Here is a 21418-nt window from a genome sequence, read left to right on the forward strand (position 1 = left end):
GGGGTGTCGAGTTCTGATGATGATCAACTGGCCGAGTTCAAGGACTGGTGGCAGCGTAATGGCAAGCCCCTGGTTACTGGCGGTCTGCTGGCTTTAGTGGTGGTGTTCGGCTGGCAAGCCTGGACCAAGTATCAGGCCAACCAGTCCCAAGGCGCCTCGATCCTCTATCAGCAATTGCTGGAAACCACCCTGACGCCGGACGGTAAGCCCGATCCAGCGCAGGTTGCAGACCTGGCCGGCAAGCTGAAGAACGAATTCGGCGGTAGCACCTACGCCCAATACGGCAGCCTGTTCGTCGCGAAAGTCGCGGTCGACACCGGCAAGCTGGACGACGCCGCTGCAGAGCTGAAGGCTATCGCCGACAAACCGACCAACCCGACACTGGGTGAAATCGCGCGTCAGCGCCTGGCTCAGGTACTGGCGGCACAGAACAAGGCTGACGAAGCACTCAAACTGCTCGACGGCGATGCTGAAAAGGCATTTGTAGCCACTCGCGAAGAGCTCAAGGGCGACCTGTTGGTCCAATTGGGTCGTACCGACGAAGCCAATGCTGCGTACCAAAAAGCCAAGGCGGCGCTGTCTGATGAAGCGGCGGTCGGTGGCTTACAAATCAAGCTGGACGACTTGGCCAAAGGGGATGCGTGACGTGATCCGTTGGAAACATGCAGCATTGCTGGCTCTGGCCGTTCTGGCCGCGGGTTGCAGCAGCAACAGTAAAAAAGAACTGCCTCCGGCCGAGCTGACCAGCTTCAAGGAAGAAGTGGTCCTGCAAAAGCAGTGGAGCCGCTCCATCGGTGACGGTCAGGGCGAAACCTACAACATGTTGGTCCCGGCAATCGACGGTGACAACATTGTGGCCGCTGACGTGACCGGCGTGGTGATCTCCATGGATCGCATGAACGGTGACGTGAAGTGGAAGAAAGACCTCGAATTGCCAGTCTCCGGCGCCGTCGGCGTGGGTTACGGCATGGTGATGCTCGGCACGCTGAAAGGCGAGGTCGTGGCCCTGGACTCCAGCACCGGTGAAGAGAAATGGCGCGCTCGCGTGACCAGTGAAGTCCTCGCACCGCCTGCTACCAACGGCGATATCGTCGTGGTGCAAACCCAGGACGACCGTGTAATCGGCCTCGACGCCAGCACCGGCGAACAGCGTTGGTTATATGACAGCACCCCAGCGGTGCTGACATTGCGCGGTACCAGTGGTCCGATTGTGACCAACAATCTGGCCGTTGCAGGTCTGTCGACCGGTAAAGTGGTCGCCCTGGATACCCAGAACGGCGTGCCGGCCTGGGAAACCCGTGTGGCCATCCCGCAAGGTCGTTCCGAGCTGGACCGCGTAGTGGACATCGACGGCGGCCTGCTGCTGTCCGGTGAAACCCTCTACGTCGCTACCTACCAGGGCCGTGTTGCGGCACTGGACCTGCAGAGCGGCCGTGTGAACTGGCAGCGTGATGCTTCCAGCTACGCCGGTGTCGCCCAAGGGTTCGGCAGCGTCTATGTAAGCCTGGCGTCCGGCACCGTTGAAAGTGTCGACGAACGCTCCACTACCGCGCTGTGGAGCAACGACTCCCTGGCTCGCCGTCAACTGTCGGCACCGGAAGTGTTCTCCAGCTACGTCGCAGTCGGTGACTTCGAAGGCTACCTGCACCTGCTGAGCCAGGTGGACGGTCGCTTCGTAGGTCGCGAGCGTATCGACAGCGACGGCCTGCGTGCGCGTCCGCTGGTCGTGGGTAACATGCTTTATGTGTTTGGCAACAGCGGCAAGCTGGAAGCCCTGACCATCAAGTAAGAACTATGCTTGGGGTAACACCCAGGCGGCCCCGCTTCGGCGGGGCATGCGGCATTTGATTATGCTGCCCCGAGCACCAGCCGCTGCCCTGCAGCGGCTTTTGTATTTTCTGAAATAACGAAGTGGAGAGCCGCATGGTTCCCGTAATCGCCCTGGTGGGCCGACCTAACGTCGGCAAGTCCACCTTGTTCAACCGCCTGACCAGGACTCGCGACGCCATCGTCGGCGACTTATCCGGTCTGACCCGTGATCGCCAATACGGTGAGGCAAAGTGGCAAGGGCGCTCCTACATTATTGTCGACACCGGTGGTATCTCCGGTGACGAGCATGGCATGGACGAAAAGATGGCCGAGCAGTCGCTGCTGGCCATTGAAGAAGCCGATGTCGTGTTGTTCCTGGTGGACGCCCGTGCGGGCTACACCGCTGCTGACCAAATGATTGGCGAGCACCTGCGCAAGCGCAACAAGCGTTCCTATCTGGTCGCGAACAAGATCGACAACATCGATCCTGAAGCGGCCCGTGCCGAATTCAGCCCAATGGGCCTGGGCGATGCGATTCCGGTCGCCGGCGCTCATGGTCGCGGTATCACCCAGATGCTGGAAATTGCCCTGCGCGATTTCCCTAAGGATGATGTCGAGGAAGAAGAGGGCGAAGAGGAGATCGTTGCCGAAGGCGAGGAAGCCAAGCGCATTCCTGGCCCGAGCGAAAAAGACGGTATCAAGATCGCCATCATCGGCCGCCCTAACGTCGGCAAGTCGACGCTGGTCAACCGTATGCTCGGTGAAGACCGGGTTATCGTCTACGACCAACCCGGCACAACCCGCGACAGCATCTACATCCCGTTCGAACGCAACGAGGAAAAGTACACGCTGATCGACACCGCCGGTGTGCGCAAGCGCGGCAAGATCCACGAGGAAGTTGAAAAGTTCTCGGTGGTGAAAACCCTGCAGGCGATCAAAGACGCCAACGTGGTGATCTTCGTGATGGACGCCCGCGAAGGCGTGGTGGACCACGACCTCAACCTGCTGGGCTTTGCCCTGGAGGCCGGTCGGGCCCTGGTGATCGCGATCAACAAGTGGGACGGCATGACGCCGAGCGAGCGCGATTTCGTCAAGATCGAGCTGCAACGTCGCCTGTTCTTCGTCGAGTTCGCGGATATCCACTTTATCTCGGCACTGCACGGCACCGGCGTGGGCAACCTCTACGCGTCCGTACAGAACTCGTTCAAATCCGCGGTCACCCGCTGGCCGACCAACCGTCTCACCCAGATCCTGGAAGACGCGGTTGGCGAGCACGCGCCGCCGATGGTCAACAACCGCCGGATCAAACTGCGTTACGCCCACTTGGGTGGTGCCAACCCGCCGATTATCGTGATCCACGGTAACCAGATCGAGAAGGTGCCGAAGTCCTATGTGCGTTACCTGGAAAACACCTACCGCCGTGTCTTGAAACTGGTCGGTACACCGATCCGTATCGAGTTCAAGGGTGGCGAGAACCCATACGAAGGCAACAAGAACACACTGACTGACCGTCAGGTGAACAAGAAGCGTCGTTTGATGACCCACCACAAGAAGGCCGACAAGAAGCGCCGTGACAAGAAGTAACGGCAGCTTCGAGTTGTGAGAGAGGGCTCCTATGGAGCCCTTTTTTGTGCGCGGTGGTTTGTGCCTTGACCCGGTGCACTTGGCAGCTTAAAACTTGGGGCTCACCTGCAGGGGCCTTTCGATGATCACCAGCAAGCTGCCGAATGTCGGCACGACCATTTTCACCACCATGTCGCAACTCGCTTTTGAGACCGGCGCGCTCAACCTGTCCCAGGGTTTCCCGGACTTCAATGGTCCCCAGGCTTTGCTCGATGCGGTGGGCAAGCATATCGCCCTCGGGCATAACCAATATGCACCTATGACCGGCCTGCCGGTGCTGCGTCAGCAAGTGGCCGCCAAGATCGCCCGCAGTTATGGCGCCACGGTCAATGCCGACAGTGAAGTGACCATCACCCCTGGCGCCACCGAAGCGATCTTCTGCGCAATCCAGGCGGTGATTCGTACTGGCGATGAAGTCATCGTGTTCGACCCCAGCTACGACAGCTATGAGCCCTCGGTGGAATTGGCGGGCGGTCGCTGTGTGCATGTGCAACTGACCCTGGACGGCTTTGCCCTCGACTTCGAGAAGATCAAGGCGGCGCTGTCACCGCGCACGCGCATGATCATTCTCAATACCCCGCACAACCCGACAGGCGCCCTGATCAGCCGTGCCGAGCTGGACCAATTGGCCGAACTGATCCGTGATCGCGATATCTATCTGGTCAGCGACGAAGTTTACGAACACCTGGTCTTTGACGGTGTGGCCCATGTCAGCGTGTTGGCCCATGAAGAGCTTTATCAGCGCGCGTTCGTGGTCAGCTCTTTCGGCAAGACCTACCACGTCACCGGCTGGAAAACCGGCTATGTCGTCGCACCACCAGCCCTCACCGCCGAACTGCGCAAGGTGCACCAATACGTCAATTTCTGCGGCGTGACCCCACTGCAATACGCGCTGGCCGACTTCATGGCCGAACACCCGGAGCATGTCGATGAGCTGCCAGCTTTTTACCAGGCCAAGCGTGACCTGTTCTGTGATCTGCTGGCGCCGTCCCGTTTCAGCTTTACCCGAGTGACCGGCACCTACTTCCAACTGGTGGATTACTCACAGATCCGCCCTGACCTGGATGACGTCGCCATGTCCCTGTGGATGACCCGCGAACACGGCGTGGCCACCATCCCGGTCTCGGTGTTCTACCAGACCCCACCCCAAGGCCAGCGCCTGGTGCGCCTGTGCTTTGCCAAACGCGAGGAGACGCTGCGCCAAGCGGCGGAAAAACTATGCGTGATCTGAGTGCACTGCCGAACCTGAACATCGCTCTGGTCCAGACCAGCCTGGCCTGGCATGACCGCCAGGCCAACCTCGAGCATTTCGAACTGCTGTTGGCGCAAGCCAAAGGCGTCGATTTGATTGTGTTGCCGGAGATGTTCACCACCGGCTTCTCGATGGAGTCGCAAGCCATGGCAGAGCCTGAAAACGGCCCGACCCATCACTGGCTTCAGGCCCAGGCGGCGAAGTACAACGCGGTGATCACCGGCAGTGTGATCATCCAGGCCGCCGACGGCAGTCACCGCAACCGCCTGCTGTGGGCGCGGCCGGATGGCGAGGTGCTGCATTACGACAAGCGCCACCTGTTCCGCATGGCCGGTGAACACAATCACTACACGCCGGGCGAACGCCAGGTGCAGTTTGAATTGAAGGGTTGGCGTATTCGCCCGTTGATTTGCTACGACCTGCGTTTCCCGGTGTGGAGCCGCGATGCCCAGGACACCGACCTGCTGCTGTACACCGCCAACTGGCCGGGTGCGCGGCGTTCACACTGGAACCGGTTGCTGCCGGCGCGGGCTATTGAAAACCTGTGCTATGTAGCGGCAGTGAATCGGGTGGGCACGGATGGGAAGGGCTTTGCCTACACCGGGGATAGCCAGGTGCTGGACTTCCAGGGTGAGACCTTGCTGAGTGCGGGGGAGGCGGATGGGGTGTTTCAGGTGAGCCTGGATGCGGCGGAACTGGCCGCGTATCGCACGCGGTTTCCCGCGAACCTGGACGCCGATACATTTGAGTTCACTTAAACCCGGTAACGAAAAAGGCCCCTGGATTCACACCCAGGGGCCTTTCGCATTTCAGCAGCCAGTTACGCTGCTTTGGCTTCCTGCTGGCTCAACGACCGGTTCAGTGCACTGAACAGCGCCTTGAAGCTGGCCGTGGTGATGTTTTCATCAATCCCCACGCCATGCACCGGACGCTCACCGTTCACACGCAGCTCGATGTAGGCCGCTGCCTTGGCGTTGGTGCCTGCACCAATCGCATGTTCGTTGTAGTCCATGATCTCCACACCGATCGGCAGGCCAGCCACCAGCGCTTCCAGCGCGCCGTTGCCTTTGCCTTTCCAGTGCAGGTTGGTTTCGCCCTGGCCCTTGCCGGAGACTTCCACCTCGACAAAGCTGTTGCCGTTTTCTTCCTGCAGGCGATGGCTGACCAACGCGTACGGGGTGTTGGCTTGCAGGTATTCGCGCTGCAGCAAGGCGTAGATCTGCGGTGCGGTCATCTCAAGGCCCACGCGGTCGGTTTCTGCCTGTACCACCTGGCTGAATTCGATCTGCATGCGACGCGGCAAGCTGATGTCGTATTCCTGCTCCAGCAGGTAGGCGATGCCGCCTTTGCCCGACTGGCTGTTCACGCGAATCACCGCCTCGTAACTGCGGCCGATGTCGGCCGGGTCGATCGGCAAGTACGGCACTTCCCACAGCGCATCGTCTTTCTGCTGGGAGAAACCTTTGCGGATCGCGTCCTGGTGAGAGCCGGAGAACGCGGTGTGCACCAGATCGCCGACGTACGGATGACGTGGGTGCACCTGGATCTGGTTGCACTCCTCGACGACCTTGCGCACGCCGTCGATGTCGGTGAAGTCCAGCTGCGGGTCGAGGCCTTGGGTGTACATGTTCAGGGCCACGGTGACCAGGTCGACGTTACCGGTACGCTCGCCGTTGCCGAACAGGCAGCCTTCGACACGGTCGGCGCCGGCCATCAGGCCCAGCTCGGTGGCGGCTACGCCAGTGCCACGGTCGTTGTGGGTGTGCAGGCTGATGATCACGCTGTCACGACGGTTGATATGGCGACCGAACCACTCGATCTGGTCGGCATAGATGTTCGGCGTGGCGCATTCCACGGTGGCCGGCAGGTTGAGGATCATCTTGTGCTCAGGCGTCGGGTTCCACACCTCGATCACCGCGTCACAGACTTCCTTGGCGAACTCCAGCTCAGTGGCACTGAAGGTCTCCGGAGAGTATTCGAAGGTCCACTGGGTTTCCGGCTGCTGGGCGGCGTATTTGACGAACAGCTTGGCCGCGTTGACCGCGATGGCCTTGATGCCGTCCTTGTCCTGGTTGAACACGATGCGGCGGAAGGACGGCGAGGTGGCGTTGTACAGGTGCACGATGGCCTTCTTGGCGCCGCGCAGGGATTCGAAGGTACGTGCGATCAAGTCTTCACGGCCCTGGGTCAGCACCTGGATGGTGGTGTCCTCGGGGATGTGGTTATCTTCGATCAGGGTACGTACGAAGTCGAAGTCGGTTTGCGAGGCGGCTGGGAACGACGCTTCGATTTCCTTCACGCCAACGGCAACCAGGGTCTTCCAGAAACGCAGCTTTTTCACCGCGTCCATCGGCTCGATCAGCGACTGGTTGCCATCACGCAGGTCGGAGCTGCACCAGATCGGCGCTTCGGTGATGGTCTTCGACGGCCAGGTGCGGTCCGGGATGTCGATGGTCGGGAACGCGCGGTACTTCGAAGACGGGTCTTTGAGCATGCTCATCGGGAAATCCTTTGTTGTAGGGGCCGAGAAAAGGCGGCCTGCCGTAGAACTGTTTTTGGGGATAAAACGTAAAGACGAGGCAGATCGATTCAGCCTGGCAGTCGTGCGCTGACAAGGCACAGGCTGCGGTGCTGGCGGAGCTGAATGAGGGTGTGAGAGGTTTTCATAAGCCCAACCCTAACCGTCGGGGTGAAAGATGGCAAGCAGTCGCTAAAAATTGAGATAAGTTCTGCTATCTACGTAGGAAACGAGATTTTGTGCCTAAAGATGTGTCGAGGGCTTGTTTTAATTGCGCGCCCATTATCAGGCGCGCAATCGAGCGTTTCAGGGTTGGAATGCGCCGATAAAGATCGCCGGGTCGACCCGTGCGTCGTTCAGGCTGACGTTCCAGTGCATGTGCGGTCCGGTCGCGCGGCCCGTGGCACCGACTTTACCCACCACCGCGCCACGCGTGAGCTGGTCACCGACTTTCACATCGATCTTCGACATGTGGCAGAACATGCTGATAAAGCCCTGGCCGTGGTCGACGAACACGGTATTGCCGTTGAAGAAGTAGTTGCCCACCAGAATCACTTTGCCGTTGGCCGGCGTCTTGATCGGCGTACCGGCCGGCACGGCAAAGTCCAGGCCCGAATGGGGATTGCGCTCTTCACCGTTGAAGAAACGTCGCACGCCGAACTTGCTCGACAACGGCCCGTTCACCGGTTTGTCCAACACCAGATTGCTCGGCAGGTTAGGGCTGAAACTGCGGTAGGCCTTGATCTGCACCGCCAGCTCCGCCTCGATGCGTTTCAGCTGTGCCGGGTCGGGGTTCACCTGGCTTTTGTTCTTCAGGGTGATGCGCTGTTCCGGGTACTTCTTGTAGCCGACGATAAACGGCAGGTTGCGCCCGCCGCTGCTGATGCGTTCGTTGCCGGGCTTGACCGTCAGCGGGATGCCGACAATCGCCAGCCAGGTGTCCGCTTCCTTCACCACCAGCACTGGCTTGCCCAGGTACGTGGCCTTGGGCGCGGCGGCGGAAGGGCCCAGTTCGACCACCGCAACGCCACCGGGCACCGGCTTGTTCAAGGTACGGGTGATGTAGCTATCGGCATGGGCATTAAAGGCAAGGCACAGCAGCATCAACACACTAAAGAGACGTGGCATCAATCAATCCAATAACGAAAGGGTGACGGGTGTCAGGTGGTTGTCTTCCACCCGCACTTGCAATTGGCCCTCACCGAGACGCGCGGTGAGGCGCTGGCCGGTGTGGGTCTGCGCGGCGTTGCGAATGGCCTGGCCGCGCTCGTCCAGCAAGATGCTGTAGCCACGGCCCAGGGTCGCCAATGGGCTGACCACGTGCAGCGTCTGCATCTGGCTTTGCAGTTGCAGGCGCCGCGCCTTCAGGCCTTCGCGCATGGCGCGGGGCAGCCGTTCAGCGAGGCTGTCCAAGCGTTGGCGCAAGAGGGCCAGTTGGCGACCGGGGTGTTGGCCGGCGAGGCGGGTTTCCAGGCGGATCAGGCGCTCGCGGCGGGTATTGAGGCTGCGCTCGAAGGCACGACGCAGGCGCATGTCCAGGTCGTCCAGGCGCTGGGCTTGCTGGCGCAGACGTTCGCCAGGATGACGCAGGCGTCGCGCCATGCCTTCCAAGCGCAGGCGGTCGTGGCTCAGGCGATTGCGCATCAGCATCACCAGGCGGCGATGCAGGTTTTCAACCTGACGCACCAGATGGCTGGCGTCCGGCGCGAGCAATTCGGCTGCGGCGGAGGGAGTAGGGGCGCGCACGTCGGCCACGAAGTCGCTAATGGACACATCGGTTTCATGCCCGACCGCGCTGACGATTGGCGTGACGCAGGCATCCACCGCACGGGCCACGGCTTCTTCGTTGAAGCACCAGAGGTCTTCCAGCGAACCGCCGCCACGGGCCAGGATCAGCGCATCGAAGCCGCGTGCATCCGCCAGTTTCAGTGCGCGCACAATCTGTGGGATGGCTTCGCGGCCTTGCACGGCAGTGGGGATGAGGGTCAGTTCAATGTTTGGCGCACGGCGACGGAACACGCTGATGATGTCGCGAATCACCGCGCCGGTCGGCGAACTGATGATACCGATGCGCCGAGGGTGCGCCGGCAGCGGCACTTTGCGTTCGGCGCTGAACAGGCCTTCGGCGCTGAGCTTTTCCTTCAGCGCGTCGAACGCCAGGCGCAATGCCCCATCACCGGCCGGCTCCACGGTATCGATGATCAGCTGGTAATCACCCCGGCCCTCAAACAAAGAGACTTTGCCGCGCACCTTCACCGCCAAGCCATCTTTCAACGCCTGCCGTACCCGCGCGGCGTTGTTGCGAAACAGCGCGCAACGCACCTGGGCGCCGCTGTCCTTGAGGGTGAAATACACATGGCCGGAAGCCGGGCGGGCGAGGTTGGAGATCTCGCCTTCGACCCAGATATTGGTGAACACGTCTTCCAGCAACACCCGCGCACGGCCGTTGAGCTGGCTGACAGTCAGGACTTCGCGGTCCAGGCCCAGACGGGCAAAAGGATCTTTAATCATGGGCGGCAGTTTATAGGCATTCGTGCAAGGTTTGGCAGAATTGCTCCACCAGTGCGCTCGGCTTCTGCGCGCAGGCCAGGGCCACGGTGCTGAGGCAGTCCGGGTCGGCCAGGGGCAAAAAGTGCACAGTGGCAGGGGCGATGTCCTGCATGGATTTTGGTAACAAGGCAATACCAAAGCCGGCCTGGATCAACTGCAACTGGGTGGTCTTGCGCGACATCACCCGCGCGGCCTTGGGGAAAAATCCTGCACGCATGCACAACTCGGCTGACAGATAGCTCAAGCCGCCACGCTGGGGATGGGGGATCGAAATAAACGCTTCGTCCCTCAATTGCCCCAGTTCGACAGGCGCATTGCTGCGCGCCAGCCCATGATTCGGCGGCACCGCCAGCAACAGTTGCTCGCGATATAAAGGCAGCACTCGCACGCCCTCGCGCTGGCGCAACACAGGCAGGCGCAACAGCCCGACCTCCAGGCGACCGTCGGCGATTTCTTCCAACTGCGCTTCGGAGGACAGTTTGACGATGTCCATCGACACCCCTGGGCAGCGTTCCAGCCAGGTGCTGATGCCTTGCAGCAATGGGCCGCTCATCGGCACGGTACTTGAGTGGCTCAGGCGCAGCGTGCCCAGTTCGCCGTTGCCCACTTGCGTTGCCATTTCACTGGCCTTGATCAGCTCACTCAGCAGGTTGCGTGCTCGCGGGTAGAAGGCTTCACCCGCGGCGGTGAGTCGTGGTTGGCGTGCAGTCCGCTCGAACAGGGGCGTTTGCAGCTGGGTTTCCAGCTCCTTGATCTGTCGACTCAAGGCGGACTGCGCCACAAACAGGCGCTCGGCGGCGGCGCTGAAGCTGCCGCTGTCGGCGATTTCGACGAAGTAACGCAGTTGGCGGGTGGAAATCACGCGTCATGCCTTTTCGAGATGGGTGGAAGTCTTTGAAGATATTAGTCGCATCTCTCGGCGCTGGCTAAAGTGAAGGCCATCTCTAATAAGGAATGACCCATGAACCCGGTTGAGCTGATGAGCCAGTGGTCGTTTGGCGGTGTGGATTGGCTGGTGATCGGCCTGGGCATCGTCGTGGCCTATATCGTGTTCGGAATAGCGGGCTTTGGCACCGCGTTGGTGGCGGGGCCGCTGCTGATCCTGTTCATGCCGCTGTCGAAGATCATCCCGTTGCTGGTGTTGCTGGATTTTGTCGCGGCGTTTGGCAACCTGCTGCAATCGCGGCGGGATGTGAACAAGCCGGAGCTGCTGCGGTTACTGCCGTGCATGGCGATCGGCTGCACACTGGGCGTGGTGTTTTTGCTCAACCTGCATTCGGATTTGTTGCTGTTGCTGATGGGCTTGTTCATCAGTGCCTACGCCCTCTACACCCTGGCGGTAAAGGTGCGGCCGACGCAGTTGGCGGCGGGGTGGTCGATTCCGATGGGCACGGTGGGCGGGTTGTTTGGTGCATTGTTCGGCAGTGGCGGCTTTCTGTATGCGATCTATCTGAATAGCCGCCTGCCCAAGGACGCGGCGCGCGCCACCCAGAGTGCGTTGATCAGTTGCAGCACGGTGGTGCGCCTGAGCCTGTTTCTGATCGCCGGGGTGTATGCGGATTTGCCGCTGTTGATGTTGGCGCTGTGCCTGTTGCCGGCGATGGCCCTCGGGCTGTGGTGTGGACGCAGGCTGACGATGCGCATGTCCCGTGAGGCGTTTGTAAGGTTGGTGACGTGGTTGGTGCTGGCGAGTGGGATTGCGTTGATTGGGCGTTACTTGAGCACTTGACCTCATTTTTTCAGGGATTAAGCTGCCAGCCTTCAGGGCCTCTTCGCGGGCAAGCCCGCTCCCACATTCGAGCGCATTTCTCCTGTAGGAATGCGGCCACCTGTGGGAGCGGGCTTGCCCGCGAAGGCGTCAGACGCCACACCGCAGGACTCTCATGAACTCCCAAAGCATCCTTGTCCCGAAAATCTCCACCTTGCCCGTCCACGAACCCCGCGCCCGGGCGATCGTGCGTTGGCTGGTGCGCAAGAACATCATCAAGGAAGAACTCACCACCTGCGGCCGCACCGGCAATCGCATGGGCTATGCCCTGGCCGACGGCGCCCGCGCCGTGGTGTTGTACCCCGAGGCGCTGCCGTTCAACGAGCCGATCAACGGCCTGGAGATCATCTACAAGCGCTGCATCTATACACCGGCCAAGGGCTTTCTCGAAGAAGCCGGTTGCCCGGAATGCCGCAAGGAAGTCGGCGAAGCCCTGTTCGAAAGCCTGGAAGACTGGATGCCTGGCCACACCGACAACTTCACCTGCCCGCTGTGTGGGCATGAAGACGACATCAACGGGTTCCTGTTCCTACAGGAGTGCGGGTTTTCCAACCTGGGTTTCATCTTCAATAACTGGGCGGAGGCGGGGTTCAAGCAGAGTTTTATCGACGAATTTGCCGATTGGCTGGACCAGAAGATGAGTTGGGTCAAAGTCGAGTTGTAACCCATCTATCAGTATTACCAAGTTTGTCAGAGTTTTACATTGAGCCCGGCAGGGTGCATGTATATAATGGCGCGCTTCCATTTTCCCGCTCGGGAGCCCCCGCGATGCTGCGTATCAGCCAAGAAGCTCTGACATTCGACGACATTCTCCTAGTGCCCGGTTATTCCGAGGTGCTTCCTAACGAAGTCAGTCTCAAGACCCGCCTAACCCGTGGCATCGAGCTGAATATTCCCCTTGTTTCCGCTGCCATGGACACCGTTACTGAAGCCCGTCTGGCCATCGCCATGGCTCAGGAAGGCGGCATCGGCATCATCCACAAGAACATGACCATCGAGCAGCAAGCTGCCGAAGTGCGCAAGGTCAAGCGTTACGAAGCCGGTGTGGTGAAAGATCCGATCACCATCGAAGCCGACGCCACCGTGCGTGACCTGTTCGACCTGACCCGCCTGCACAACATCTCCGGCGTTCCGGTGTTGCACGATGGCGACCTGGTCGGCATCGTCACTTCCCGTGACGTGCGTTTCGAGAACCGTCTTGAAGTCACCGTCCGTGAAGTGATGACGCCCAAAGAGCGTCTGGTCACTGTCAAGGAAGGCGCCGACAAGAACGATGTGCGCGAACTGCTGCACAAGCACCGCATCGAGCGCGTGCTGATCGTCGACGACAAATTCGCCCTCAAAGGCATGATGACCGTCAACGACATCGAAAAAGCCAAGGCTTATCCGTTGGCCAGCAAGGATGACCAAGGTCGTCTGCGTGTTGGCGCGGCGGTCGGCACCGGTAAAGACACCGGCGACCGCGTTTCGGCCCTGGTCGCTGCCGGCGTTGACGTGGTGGTGGTCGACACCGCCCACGGTCACTCCAAAGGTGTGATCGACCGCGTGCGTTGGGTCAAGCAGAATTTCCCTGACGTGCAAGTGATCGGCGGCAACATCGCCACCGGCGCTGCGGCCAAGGCCCTGGCCGAAGCGGGCGCGGATGCGGTCAAGGTCGGTATCGGCCCTGGCTCGATCTGCACCACCCGTATCGTTGCCGGTGTGGGCGTGCCGCAAATCAGCGCCATCGCCAACGTCGCCGCTGCCCTTGAAGGCACGGGCGTTCCGTTGATCGCCGATGGTGGCATCCGTTTCTCCGGTGACCTGTCCAAGGCCATCGTAGCCGGTGCTTCCTGCGTGATGATGGGCTCGATGTTCGCCGGTACTGAAGAAGCGCCAGGCGAGATCGAACTGTTCCAGGGCCGTTCCTACAAGGCTTACCGCGGCATGGGTTCGCTGGGCGCCATGTCCCAGGCGCAAGGCTCCTCCGATCGTTACTTCCAGGACTCCTCGGCAGGCGCCGAGAAGCTCGTTCCGGAAGGTATCGAAGGCCGTGTGCCGTACAAAGGCACCCTGAGCGCGATCATCCATCAACTGATGGGCGGCCTGCGTTCCTCGATGGGCTACACCGGCAGCGCCGACATCGAAGAAATGCGCACCAAGCCAGAGTTCGTACGGATCACCGGCGCCGGCATGGCTGAATCCCATGTCCACGACGTGCAGATCACCAAGGAAGCGCCAAACTACCGCGTAGGTTGATGCTTCCAGCAAAATGTTAAGTAACCGGGGCTGTTCTTCAGCCCCGAGTTGTTTCTGATTCATTAGACGAGACTGACTTCATGGCCCTCGACATTCACGCCCACCGTATCCTGATCCTCGATTTCGGTTCCCAGTACACCCAGCTGATCGCCCGCCGCGTGCGCGAAATCGGCGTGTACTGCGAACTGCATCCGTTCGACATGGACGACGAAGCGATCCGCGAATTCGCACCGAAAGGCGTCATCCTCGCCGGTGGCCCAGAGTCCGTGCACGAAGCCAACAGCCCGCGCTGCCCACAAGCCGTATTCGACCTGGGCGTCCCGGTCTTCGGCATCTGCTACGGCATGCAGACCATGGCCGAGCAATTGGGCGGCAAGGTTGAAGGTTCCGAGCTGCGTGAATTCGGTTATGCCCGTGTCGACGTGGTTGGCAAGAGCCGCCTGCTGGACGGCATCGAAGACCACGTCGACGCCGACGGCCTGTTCGGCCTCGACGTGTGGATGAGCCACGGTGACAAAGTCACCAAGATGCCGGAAGACTTCCACATCCTGGCCAGCACCCCGAGCTGCCCGATCGCCGGCATGTTCAGCGACGAGCGTCGTTACTACGGCGTGCAGTTCCACCCGGAAGTGACCCACACCAAGCAAGGCGGCCGCATCCTGTCGCGCTTCATCCTCGACATCTGCGAGTGTGAAGCCCTGTGGACCCCGTCGAAAATCGCTGAAGACGCCATCGCCCAGGTGCGCGCCCAGGTCGGCACCGACAACGTACTGCTCGGCCTGTCCGGCGGCGTTGACTCCTCCGTGGTAGCGGCCCTGCTGCACAAAGCCATCGGCGACCAACTGACTTGTGTGTTCGTCGACAACGGCCTGCTGCGCCTGCACGAAGGCGAGCAAGTGATGGCCATGTTCGCCGAGAACATGGGCGTCAAGGTGATCCGCGCCAATGCTGAGGACCAGTTCCTCAACAACCTGGCCGGCGAGTCCGACCCGGAGAAGAAGCGCAAGATCATCGGCCGCACCTTCATCGACGTGTTCGATGCCCAGTCCAACAAACTGGACAACATCAAGTACCTTGCCCAGGGCACCATCTACCCCGACGTGATCGAATCGGCCGGCGCCAAGAGCGGCAAGGCCCACGTGATCAAGTCCCACCACAACGTGGGTGGCCTGCCTGAGGAAATGAACCTCAAGCTGGTAGAACCGCTGCGCGAACTGTTCAAGGACGAAGTCCGCCGTCTGGGCCTGGAACTCGGCCTGCCGTACGACATGGTCTACCGCCACCCATTCCCAGGCCCGGGCCTGGGCGTGCGGATCCTGGGTGAAGTGAAGAAGGAATACGCCGACCTGCTGCGTCGCGCCGACCACATCTTCATCGAAGAACTGCGCAAGGCCGACTGGTACCACAAAGTCAGCCAGGCATTCGTGGTGTTCCAGCCGGTGAAATCGGTTGGCGTGGTTGGCGATGGCCGCCGTTACGCCTGGGTCGTTGCCCTGCGTGCGGTAGAAACCATCGACTTCATGACTGCGCGTTGGGCACACCTGCCGTACGAACTGCTGGAAACTGTCAGCGGTCGTATCATCAATGAGATCGAAGGCATCTCGCGCGTTACTTACGACGTGTCGAGCAAGCCACCGGCGACGATTGAGTGGGAATGATCCCGCAGCGCTGTATGAAAAAACCGGCCTAGGCCGGTTTTTTCATTTCAGGCGAAGGCGTTGATCAGAAGTCGTAACGCACGTTCGCCGTGAAGGTGTCAGCGTCGAAACCACTGCTGGTCAGGTAGTTGTACGTCCCGCCCACGCTCCAGGCGCCAACGCGGTAGTTGGCGCCCAGTCCCAGCTCGTAGCTGTCGCGCGCCGGCGTTGCGCCAGTGGTGGTGAAGGGGGTGCCGCCGAGCACAAAGGTGGAGGTGGTGTTGGCCTTGTCGCCGATGAAGTCGTGCCAGGCCATCAGCTTGGCTTCCGGTTCGAAGCTGCCCACACCCAGGTCAAACGCGGCCGCCAGGCGAGCGCCCAGGCCCATTTCGCCAATTTCATAGCGCTGGCTGCCGACCTTGAGGGCCGCTGAGCTGCCTTTTTCACGGTACGAATCAATCGAGATGTTGGCATAGCGCGCACCGACCTGTGGTTCCAGCAGCCACTGCTTGTCGAGCTGGAACGTATAGCCTGCCAGCGCGTTGACGCCGAAGATCTCACTGTCGTAGTCGGCCTTGGCGCGGGTACCGGCGATGTAGCGTTTGGACTCGTTGTCGTTCCAGCCGTACATCAGCGAGGTGTCGACAAAGAAGTTGTCGCGGGCCCAGTTGCCGTAAAGGGTCAGTGCATGGCCGCTGACGTCGGTCTTGCTACCCAGGTCGGATTTGACGTCGCTGGTCATGTAGCTGTAAGCCAGGCCCACGGTTGTCTGGGCATTGAGCTTGCCGTCGACACCCACGGCAATGCCGTGGGTGTTGGCGTCGTAGCCGTCGACACCGTGGCGGCTGTCCTGGTTGGCATCGCTGGACAGCGCTTGCAGCCATACGCCTTGTTCTGCCAGGACGTCACCGGAGGACAGACCGCTACGCGCGTTGCTGGCGCGGCGGTTGATGGCACCTGCGACCAGGTTCTGGCTGTTGGTGGCGGCGTTGACCGCCCCACGGCTGACGTCCGGGCTCAGGGTTTCGGCCAGTTTGGCCAGCTCTTGGCTGGTGGCGGCGTTGGCGAACTGCTGGAACACCGGGTCGCTTTCGTCCATCAGGCCCATGACCGTGTTCTTGAACGGCTGGATGGTGTTCACCGCGTTGCGCGAACCACTGGCACCCAGCAGGTCTTGCGTGATCGCCTCATCACTGCGGGTGGCCACCAGTGCTTTCACGTCCTGGCCTTCAATGCCGAAGTTCTTCACCTCGAGCAGCGCCGAGGAGGACACCACGGACAGGTTCTGCGGCTCTTCCCAGGTACCAGAGTTGATGAGGGTGTAGCGGGTGCCCCCGGCCGAGGTGCGGAAGTCATCGGAGCGCGCCTGCAGTTCGATCTGGCTGCCAGGAGAGAAGAAGGTATTACCGGTGACTTTCAGGATCGGCGCATTGGGCAGTGTGTTGTTATCCAGCAGCAGGCGCAGGCGCGCAGTGTTGCTGTCCATATCGAGGTCGCCCACAATCGTGGTCTGCGGGCGAAGCAGCGTCAGGCGGCCGCCGTCGATATCGACGAAACCGGCGCGGATGGTCGAGCCATCGAACATCGCGTCCCCTTGCACCAGCACACCACTGAGGCCCAGCAGGTCACCCTTGACCTGACCACCCTGCCAGTAGAAATACGACGGGGAGCTGTTGTCGTCCGCCAGAATGGCTGCGGTGCCGCCTTCGATCAGGCCACCTGTCTGCCTGATAGAGAAGATCCTGAAGTCGTCGGAGGTGTCGAGACTGCGAAAACGGATACCGATCCCGTCGGCGGAGATAGTCCCGCTGGTGTTGATATCACTCAGGAAGGGCGCGCCTGTCATCTGGCCCGTAAAGAGTGCCTTCTCGATGTCGATACCTTCAGAGTCAATGCCACGCGCGGTGATAGTGCCCGAGTTATTGATGCGCGCCTGGGTCGAGGTGATCAGCATGCCTTCGGCATTTGCGCCCGTCACAGTGATGTTGCCGTTGTTGCTCACTTCACCCGCGATCTTCGCCTGGTACAGGTCCAGCCCGACGACGGCGTTGCCGCTCACCGTAATGTCGCCGTTATTGATCAGGTCGCCACCGACGTTGGAGTTGAGGGTCATGGCGATACCCGACGGGAACTCGGTGGGGTTCGCAGCCGTTCGGTTGATTTTGCCCTGGTTGACCAGGTTGCCCGCCAAGGTCACGTTGGTCAGCTCCACACCTGCGTTTTGCGACGTCCCTGTGAAGGTGGCGTTATTGAAAACATCACCGAAGCTGCTGTAGGCCCCTGTGCTCAGGTCGTAATTGAAGTCGGGTGCGGGTGCGGCATGGGCCGTGGCAGTGGTCGCCGCGACGGACAGCGCCAACAACGAGCGGCGCAGGTGGGAAGTGTTCAAGGCAGTATCCTTACAGGGCAGAAACTGACAGGGAATAACCCACGCGTCGGCGTCTGTTTTAGGCATCCCTGCCAGCTTGTCAGTGAATGGCTGATTCAAGCGCGTGCGAATCTACACGATGCTTGTAGGACAATTCATCATAAAAAGCGTCGCTGAAGAGAAAAAAGCTAAGAAATGCGACGTCGCCGTTATTTTTTGCGGTTATACGGATCCGATCAGCAATAAATGGAACTTTTTGCTCGTCGTTATTGTCGTGCAAGGTTTGGGCGCTAGTGGGAAAGGTATTGGGATGTTTTCAAGCGGACCTGCTTGTCCTCACTCTCAGGATCTCCATGGGTTAATGGCGTTTTAACCCATCGGCTCCAAGCCGCTTCCCACCCTTTATCATGGCTTGCTCCCCGTACATGGATGTATTCGGAGAGGGGCGAATCGAGGGCCTGTTGGTACCTATCCGCCAACCCACTTGGAATAATCAGGTCCGCTTCGCCGATGAGATGACGTTGGGGGAACAAGGCGAGCCGCTCACGGTAGTCCAGCGGATCCAGGGAACCGTCGAGTGGCGACAGCCCTTTCATCGTTGCCCACAGACGTGGACTGAGGTTGCCAGCCAGGGTTTGCACCTGGGTCACATCATTGCGCTGCGCCGCTAACAACAAGGCGAGAGCGGCGCCACCTGAATACCCCACCAGTTCGAACTCGCGATTACCGTACCGCTGTTTTAATTGGTCCAGCGCCTGGCTGAGGCGGGTGACCACTTCCTGAGAAAATCGACGGTTGGTCCAGAGTGCCGACTGACAGGCTGCAGCCATGACGAACTGACAGGGGCGTGCCAGGTACGCATTCGGTGTCGGGTCATCGACCGCCAGCCGGGGTACCAACAGATTGTGCGGGCTCGGATCCAGGCTGGGTTGGGTGGCCGTCGACCAGGCATGGCCATCGCCTTCCAGGTAGACCCGCAGGCGAGTTGTCTTTTGTGCGGTTTGCGGTGCAAGTATGAGTAGGGGGAAGGCGTCCCCAGGCAGGACCTCCACTTGCCGGCCGTGCTCTTGCGCCAGCTGTTGCAGTGCCTCGCGCGGCGACTGGCAGGCGACAAGAAGCGCACAGACCATCACCACCCAGGCTTTGTAGAAGCCGGCCAATGTTCGTTGATAGCGAAAGTGTCTACTCATCATGTTTGATAACACGCCTTGGCGAGCGAGCCGTTGGCATTGGCGGCAGGGCAGGCCAAGAGCATCGCAGTGCAATGATCTTCCCAGCGGATGCTTACCGCCGCGCAATATCCGAAAAGTAGAACTTATCCAACGTATGCCGCGACTCGGTGTACTCGAACTGCCGCCCATCCTGCAAGAATGTCTGGTTACTCACCACGATCACATGGCTCTGACCTTCGAGGTCGAGGTGTGTCTGGTCGTCCTTGCCTCGCGGCAGAGCCTCGATGGTGCGTTGGGCGTAGGCAATTTGCAGCTGCAACGTCTGTTCGATAAATGCGTAGATCGACTGTTCGGCAATCTCACGGTCCAGGCCGGGAATCACCTCGGCGACGAAGTGGTTGATGTCGAGGATCACCCGCTTGCCGCCGATGCGCCGTACCCGTTTGATGCGGGTGATCAGGGTGCCGGGTTCGGCTTCGATGTGTTGCAGCAGCGAACCTTCCAGCGGGAACTGCGTGAATTCGACCACTTCGGTGCGTACGTCATCGCCCAGGTCGGCGTGGGTTTCGTGGAAGCTGACGATGCCGCCCAGTTGGAACTCGATCGGGTTGGGCGACAACACGAAGGTGCCCTTGCCGTGGATCTTTTGCGCAAACCCACGCTCCTGCAACTGCTCGATGGCCCGACGCACGGTGCCTCGGCTGGCCTGGTAGCTGTCCATCAGTTCGGTTTCGGAGGGAAGGCGTGTGCCGCGCTGCAGGCGTTCGGTGGTGATGCTGGCAAGCAGATCCGTGTAGATCTGGTTGTATTTGCTCATGGGGATGGCTCTGTGCCTTTGCGTTCAGGCAGGAACCTTAGTGGCATGGCTGGGGTTTGTCCATTCGACCTACAGTCAGCCAAGTCCTACACGGAATAAACTTTTTCAAACTCGTCTGTACGAGTTGTTGCTTTAACTCGTACAGACGAGTACTTTTGCCCTCGGCGTGCTGCCAATGACTGCCCCCCAAATAAAAAAATCAAAGTGGAAACCAAGCATGAGCCACGACTATTCGACTATCGCCCGCGAGATTCTCGAGAACCTCGGGGGCACAGACAACCTTGAGCAAGCTGCCCACTGCGTCACCCGCCTGCGCCTGGCGCTCAAGGACCCGAGCCTGGTCAACGGCAGCGCGTTGAACCAGGTGGATCTGGTCAAGGGCTCGTTCTTTACCGGCGGCCTGTTCCAGGTGGTGATCGGCCCCGGTGAAGTAGAGAAGGTCTACGCCGCCCTGCGCGAGCAGACCGGCCTCGCCGCCGCCACCATCGCCGACGTGAAAAAGAAGGGCGCCGACAAGACCAACGCCATGCAGCGTCTGGTGCGGGTGTTCTCCGACGTGTTCATGCCGATCCTGCCCGCGCTGATCATCGCCGGCCTGTTGATGGGCGTGAACAACCTGATGGGCGCCAAGGGTATGTTCATCGAGGGCCAGACGCTGCTGGAGGCCTATCCGAACCTGGATGGCCTGTGGAGCCTGATCAACCTGATGGCCAACACCTCGTTCGTGTTCCTGCCGGCGCTGGTGGGCTGGTCGGCGGCCAAGCGCTTTGGCGGCAGTGAAATCCTCGGCATCGTGCTTGGCCTGATGCTGGTGCATCCAGACCTGCTCAACGCCTGGAACTACGGCAAGGCGGTCGCCGGTCTCGACGGCCAGAGCCTGCCGTACTTCGATATTTTCGGTTGGTTCAAGATTGAGAAAGTGGGTTACCAGGGGCAGATCCTGCCGATCCTGATGGCCGCCTATGTGATGAGCGTGATCGAGAAATGGCTGCGGGCGCGAGTGCCCAACGCGATTCAACTGTTGGTCGTGCCGATCACCACCATCGTCGTCACCGGCGTGCTCGCCCTGGCGATCATCGGCCCGGTGACCCGTCACCTGGGCATCCTGATCACCGAAGGCGTGGTCACCTTGTTCGACCTGGCACCCATGGTCGGTGGCGCGATTTTCGGTCTGCTGTATGCGCCGTTGGTGATCACCGGCATGCACCACATGTTCCTCGCCGTGGACCTGCAGCTTATTTCTACTCAGGGCGGCACGTTCATCTGGCCGATGATCGTCATGTCCAACCTGGCCCAAGGCAGCGCCGCGCTCGGCGTGTTCTACATGACCCGCAATGCGCGGGACAAAAGCATGGCGTCCACTTCTGCGATTTCTGCGTACTTCGGCATCACCGAGCCGGCGATGTTCGGCGTGAACCTGCGCTTCAAGTTCCCGTTCTATGCCGCGCTGCTGGGCTCGGCACTGGGCAGCATTTTCCTCTCGCTGAACAAGGTGCAGGCCTCGGCCATTGGCGTCGGTGGCTTGCCTGGCTTCATCTCGATCATTCCGCAGTACATCCCGAGTTTTGTGATCGGGATGGTCATCGCGATTGTCGTGCCGTTTGTTCTGACCTGTGCGTTGAGCATGAAGATCGTGCGCCCTGGTTATCGCGTCGCCTGAACCAGC

The 21418-nt window shown here is 60.5% G+C and carries 17 protein-coding genes; 10 read left to right on the plus strand and 7 right to left on the minus strand.

All coding sequences use genetic code 11. The features are described 5' to 3' along the window. The first annotated feature begins 3 nt into the window (after positions 1-3). From ACP7BX_RS29215 to ACP7BX_RS29235, 5 genes are all read left to right on the plus strand, one after another. A complete protein-coding gene (locus ACP7BX_RS29215) occupies positions 4-645 on the plus strand; it encodes a YfgM family protein (RefSeq protein ID WP_426131655.1) in 642 nt (213 codons plus the stop codon). Beyond that, entirely contained in the window at positions 638-1789 is a 1152-nt protein-coding gene (gene bamB / locus ACP7BX_RS29220; protein WP_033898622.1) for an outer membrane protein assembly factor BamB, read from the plus strand. Before ACP7BX_RS29215 ends, bamB begins: the two co-directional genes overlap by 8 nt. A 134-nt stretch (positions 1790-1923) precedes the next feature. Next, complete coding sequence (der, locus tag ACP7BX_RS29225) at positions 1924-3393, plus strand: ribosome biogenesis GTPase Der (RefSeq protein WP_016977675.1); 1470 nt, start codon at positions 1924-1926, stop codon at positions 3391-3393. A 121-nt stretch (positions 3394-3514) separates the two neighbouring features. Next, positions 3515-4663 carry a pyridoxal phosphate-dependent aminotransferase gene (locus ACP7BX_RS29230; RefSeq protein WP_426131657.1) on the plus strand — a complete coding sequence of 383 codons (1149 nt, stop codon included), beginning with the start codon at positions 3515-3517 and terminating at the stop codon, positions 4661-4663. Further along, on the plus strand, positions 4651-5442 hold the full coding sequence (locus tag ACP7BX_RS29235) for an amidohydrolase (RefSeq protein ID WP_426131659.1): 792 nt from the start codon (positions 4651-4653) through the stop codon (positions 5440-5442). Before ACP7BX_RS29230 ends, ACP7BX_RS29235 begins: the two co-directional genes overlap by 13 nt. Before the next feature lie 62 nt (positions 5443-5504). Here ACP7BX_RS29235 and leuA read toward each other — a convergent pair whose 3' ends face one another. The 4 genes from leuA to ACP7BX_RS29255 form a co-directional block, all read right to left on the minus strand. Beyond that, complete coding sequence (gene leuA, locus ACP7BX_RS29240; RefSeq protein ID WP_426131661.1) at positions 5505-7184, minus strand: 2-isopropylmalate synthase; 1680 nt, start codon at positions 7182-7184, stop codon at positions 5505-5507. A 324-nt stretch (positions 7185-7508) separates the two neighbouring features. Next, positions 7509-8330, minus strand: coding sequence for a M23 family metallopeptidase (locus tag ACP7BX_RS29245; protein ID WP_177112485.1), 822 nt, complete (start codon positions 8328-8330; stop codon positions 7509-7511). Positions 8331-8333: 3 nt separating this feature from the next. After that, positions 8334-9713: an exodeoxyribonuclease VII large subunit gene (gene xseA, locus ACP7BX_RS29250; RefSeq protein WP_426131663.1), complete on the minus strand. Its 1380-nt coding sequence runs from the start codon at positions 9711-9713 to the stop codon at positions 8334-8336. Positions 9714-9723: 10 nt separating this feature from the next. Beyond that, the gene (locus tag ACP7BX_RS29255) at positions 9724-10614 is read right to left on the minus strand and encodes a LysR family transcriptional regulator (protein WP_426131665.1); all 891 of its coding nucleotides are present in this window, start codon (positions 10612-10614) and stop codon (positions 9724-9726) included. Between the two features lie 99 nt (positions 10615-10713). Here ACP7BX_RS29255 and ACP7BX_RS29260 point away from each other — a divergent pair, with 99 nt between their 5' ends. The 4 genes from ACP7BX_RS29260 (at position 10714) to guaA (ending at position 15416) form a co-directional block, all read left to right on the plus strand. Beyond that, on the plus strand, positions 10714-11481 hold the full coding sequence (locus ACP7BX_RS29260) for a sulfite exporter TauE/SafE family protein (RefSeq protein ID WP_426131666.1): 768 nt from the start codon (positions 10714-10716) through the stop codon (positions 11479-11481). A gap of 154 nt (positions 11482-11635) precedes the next feature. After that, on the plus strand, positions 11636-12184 hold the full coding sequence (locus tag ACP7BX_RS29265) for a hypothetical protein (RefSeq protein ID WP_021492272.1): 549 nt from the start codon (positions 11636-11638) through the stop codon (positions 12182-12184). Positions 12185-12288: 104 nt separating this feature from the next. Beyond that, positions 12289-13758 (plus strand): IMP dehydrogenase, encoded by a 1470-nt coding sequence (guaB, locus tag ACP7BX_RS29270; protein ID WP_016977684.1) that lies wholly within the window; start codon positions 12289-12291, stop codon positions 13756-13758. An 80-nt stretch (positions 13759-13838) separates the two neighbouring features. After that, on the plus strand, positions 13839-15416 hold the full coding sequence (gene guaA, locus ACP7BX_RS29275) for a glutamine-hydrolyzing GMP synthase (RefSeq protein WP_016977685.1): 1578 nt from the start codon (positions 13839-13841) through the stop codon (positions 15414-15416). A 64-nt stretch (positions 15417-15480) separates the two neighbouring features. On the opposite strand, the gene ACP7BX_RS29280 is transcribed toward guaA, so the two are convergent. The 3 genes from ACP7BX_RS29280 to treR all read right to left on the minus strand — a co-directional run bounded on the left by ACP7BX_RS29280 (position 15481) and on the right by treR (position 19752). Beyond that, the gene (locus tag ACP7BX_RS29280; protein WP_426131668.1) at positions 15481-17784 is read right to left on the minus strand and encodes an autotransporter outer membrane beta-barrel domain-containing protein; all 2304 of its coding nucleotides are present in this window, start codon (positions 17782-17784) and stop codon (positions 15481-15483) included. A 269-nt stretch (positions 17785-18053) separates the two neighbouring features. After that, positions 18054-18953 carry an alpha/beta hydrolase gene (locus tag ACP7BX_RS29285; RefSeq protein ID WP_314533895.1) on the minus strand — a complete coding sequence of 300 codons (900 nt, stop codon included), beginning with the start codon at positions 18951-18953 and terminating at the stop codon, positions 18054-18056. Between the two features lie 94 nt (positions 18954-19047). Continuing rightward, the gene (gene treR / locus ACP7BX_RS29290; RefSeq protein ID WP_314533803.1) at positions 19048-19752 is read right to left on the minus strand and encodes a trehalose operon repressor; all 705 of its coding nucleotides are present in this window, start codon (positions 19750-19752) and stop codon (positions 19048-19050) included. 217 nt (positions 19753-19969) lie between these two features. Between treR and treP the strand changes: the two genes are divergently transcribed. Continuing rightward, entirely contained in the window at positions 19970-21412 is a 1443-nt protein-coding gene (gene treP, locus ACP7BX_RS29295; RefSeq protein WP_426131670.1) for a PTS system trehalose-specific EIIBC component, read from the plus strand. The last annotated feature ends 6 nt before the right edge of the window (positions 21413-21418 follow it).

Origin of the sequence: Pseudomonas sp. DWP3-1-3b3, assembly GCF_049896305.1 — a bacterium.
GTDB classification, from domain to species: Bacteria; Pseudomonadota; Gammaproteobacteria; order Pseudomonadales; family Pseudomonadaceae; genus Aquipseudomonas; species Aquipseudomonas azotoformans_A.

What these genes read in the sequence shown, in the direction of transcription:
- bamB (WP_033898622.1), top strand. Translation starts at nt 638, where the DNA reads ATGCGTGACGTGATCCGTTGGAAACATGCAGCATTGCTGGCTCTGGCC.
- der (WP_016977675.1), top strand. Translation starts at nt 1,924, where the DNA reads ATGGTTCCCGTAATCGCCCTGGTGGGCCGACCTAACGTCGGCAAGTCC.
- ACP7BX_RS29230 (WP_426131657.1), top strand. Translation starts at nt 3,515, where the DNA reads ATGATCACCAGCAAGCTGCCGAATGTCGGCACGACCATTTTCACCACC.
- ACP7BX_RS29235 (WP_426131659.1), top strand. Translation starts at nt 4,651, where the DNA reads ATGCGTGATCTGAGTGCACTGCCGAACCTGAACATCGCTCTGGTCCAG.
- leuA (WP_426131661.1), bottom strand. Translation starts at nt 7,184, where the DNA reads ATGAGCATGCTCAAAGACCCGTCTTCGAAGTACCGCGCGTTCCCGACC.
- ACP7BX_RS29245 (WP_177112485.1), bottom strand. Translation starts at nt 8,330, where the DNA reads ATGCCACGTCTCTTTAGTGTGTTGATGCTGCTGTGCCTTGCCTTTAAT.
- xseA (WP_426131663.1), bottom strand. Translation starts at nt 9,713, where the DNA reads ATGATTAAAGATCCTTTTGCCCGTCTGGGCCTGGACCGCGAAGTCCTG.
- ACP7BX_RS29260 (WP_426131666.1), top strand. Translation starts at nt 10,714, where the DNA reads ATGAACCCGGTTGAGCTGATGAGCCAGTGGTCGTTTGGCGGTGTGGAT.
- ACP7BX_RS29265 (WP_021492272.1), top strand. Translation starts at nt 11,636, where the DNA reads ATGAACTCCCAAAGCATCCTTGTCCCGAAAATCTCCACCTTGCCCGTC.
- guaB (WP_016977684.1), top strand. Translation starts at nt 12,289, where the DNA reads ATGCTGCGTATCAGCCAAGAAGCTCTGACATTCGACGACATTCTCCTA.
- guaA (WP_016977685.1), top strand. Translation starts at nt 13,839, where the DNA reads ATGGCCCTCGACATTCACGCCCACCGTATCCTGATCCTCGATTTCGGT.
- ACP7BX_RS29285 (WP_314533895.1), bottom strand. Translation starts at nt 18,953, where the DNA reads ATGAGTAGACACTTTCGCTATCAACGAACATTGGCCGGCTTCTACAAA.
- treR (WP_314533803.1), bottom strand. Translation starts at nt 19,752, where the DNA reads ATGAGCAAATACAACCAGATCTACACGGATCTGCTTGCCAGCATCACC.
- treP (WP_426131670.1), top strand. Translation starts at nt 19,970, where the DNA reads ATGAGCCACGACTATTCGACTATCGCCCGCGAGATTCTCGAGAACCTC.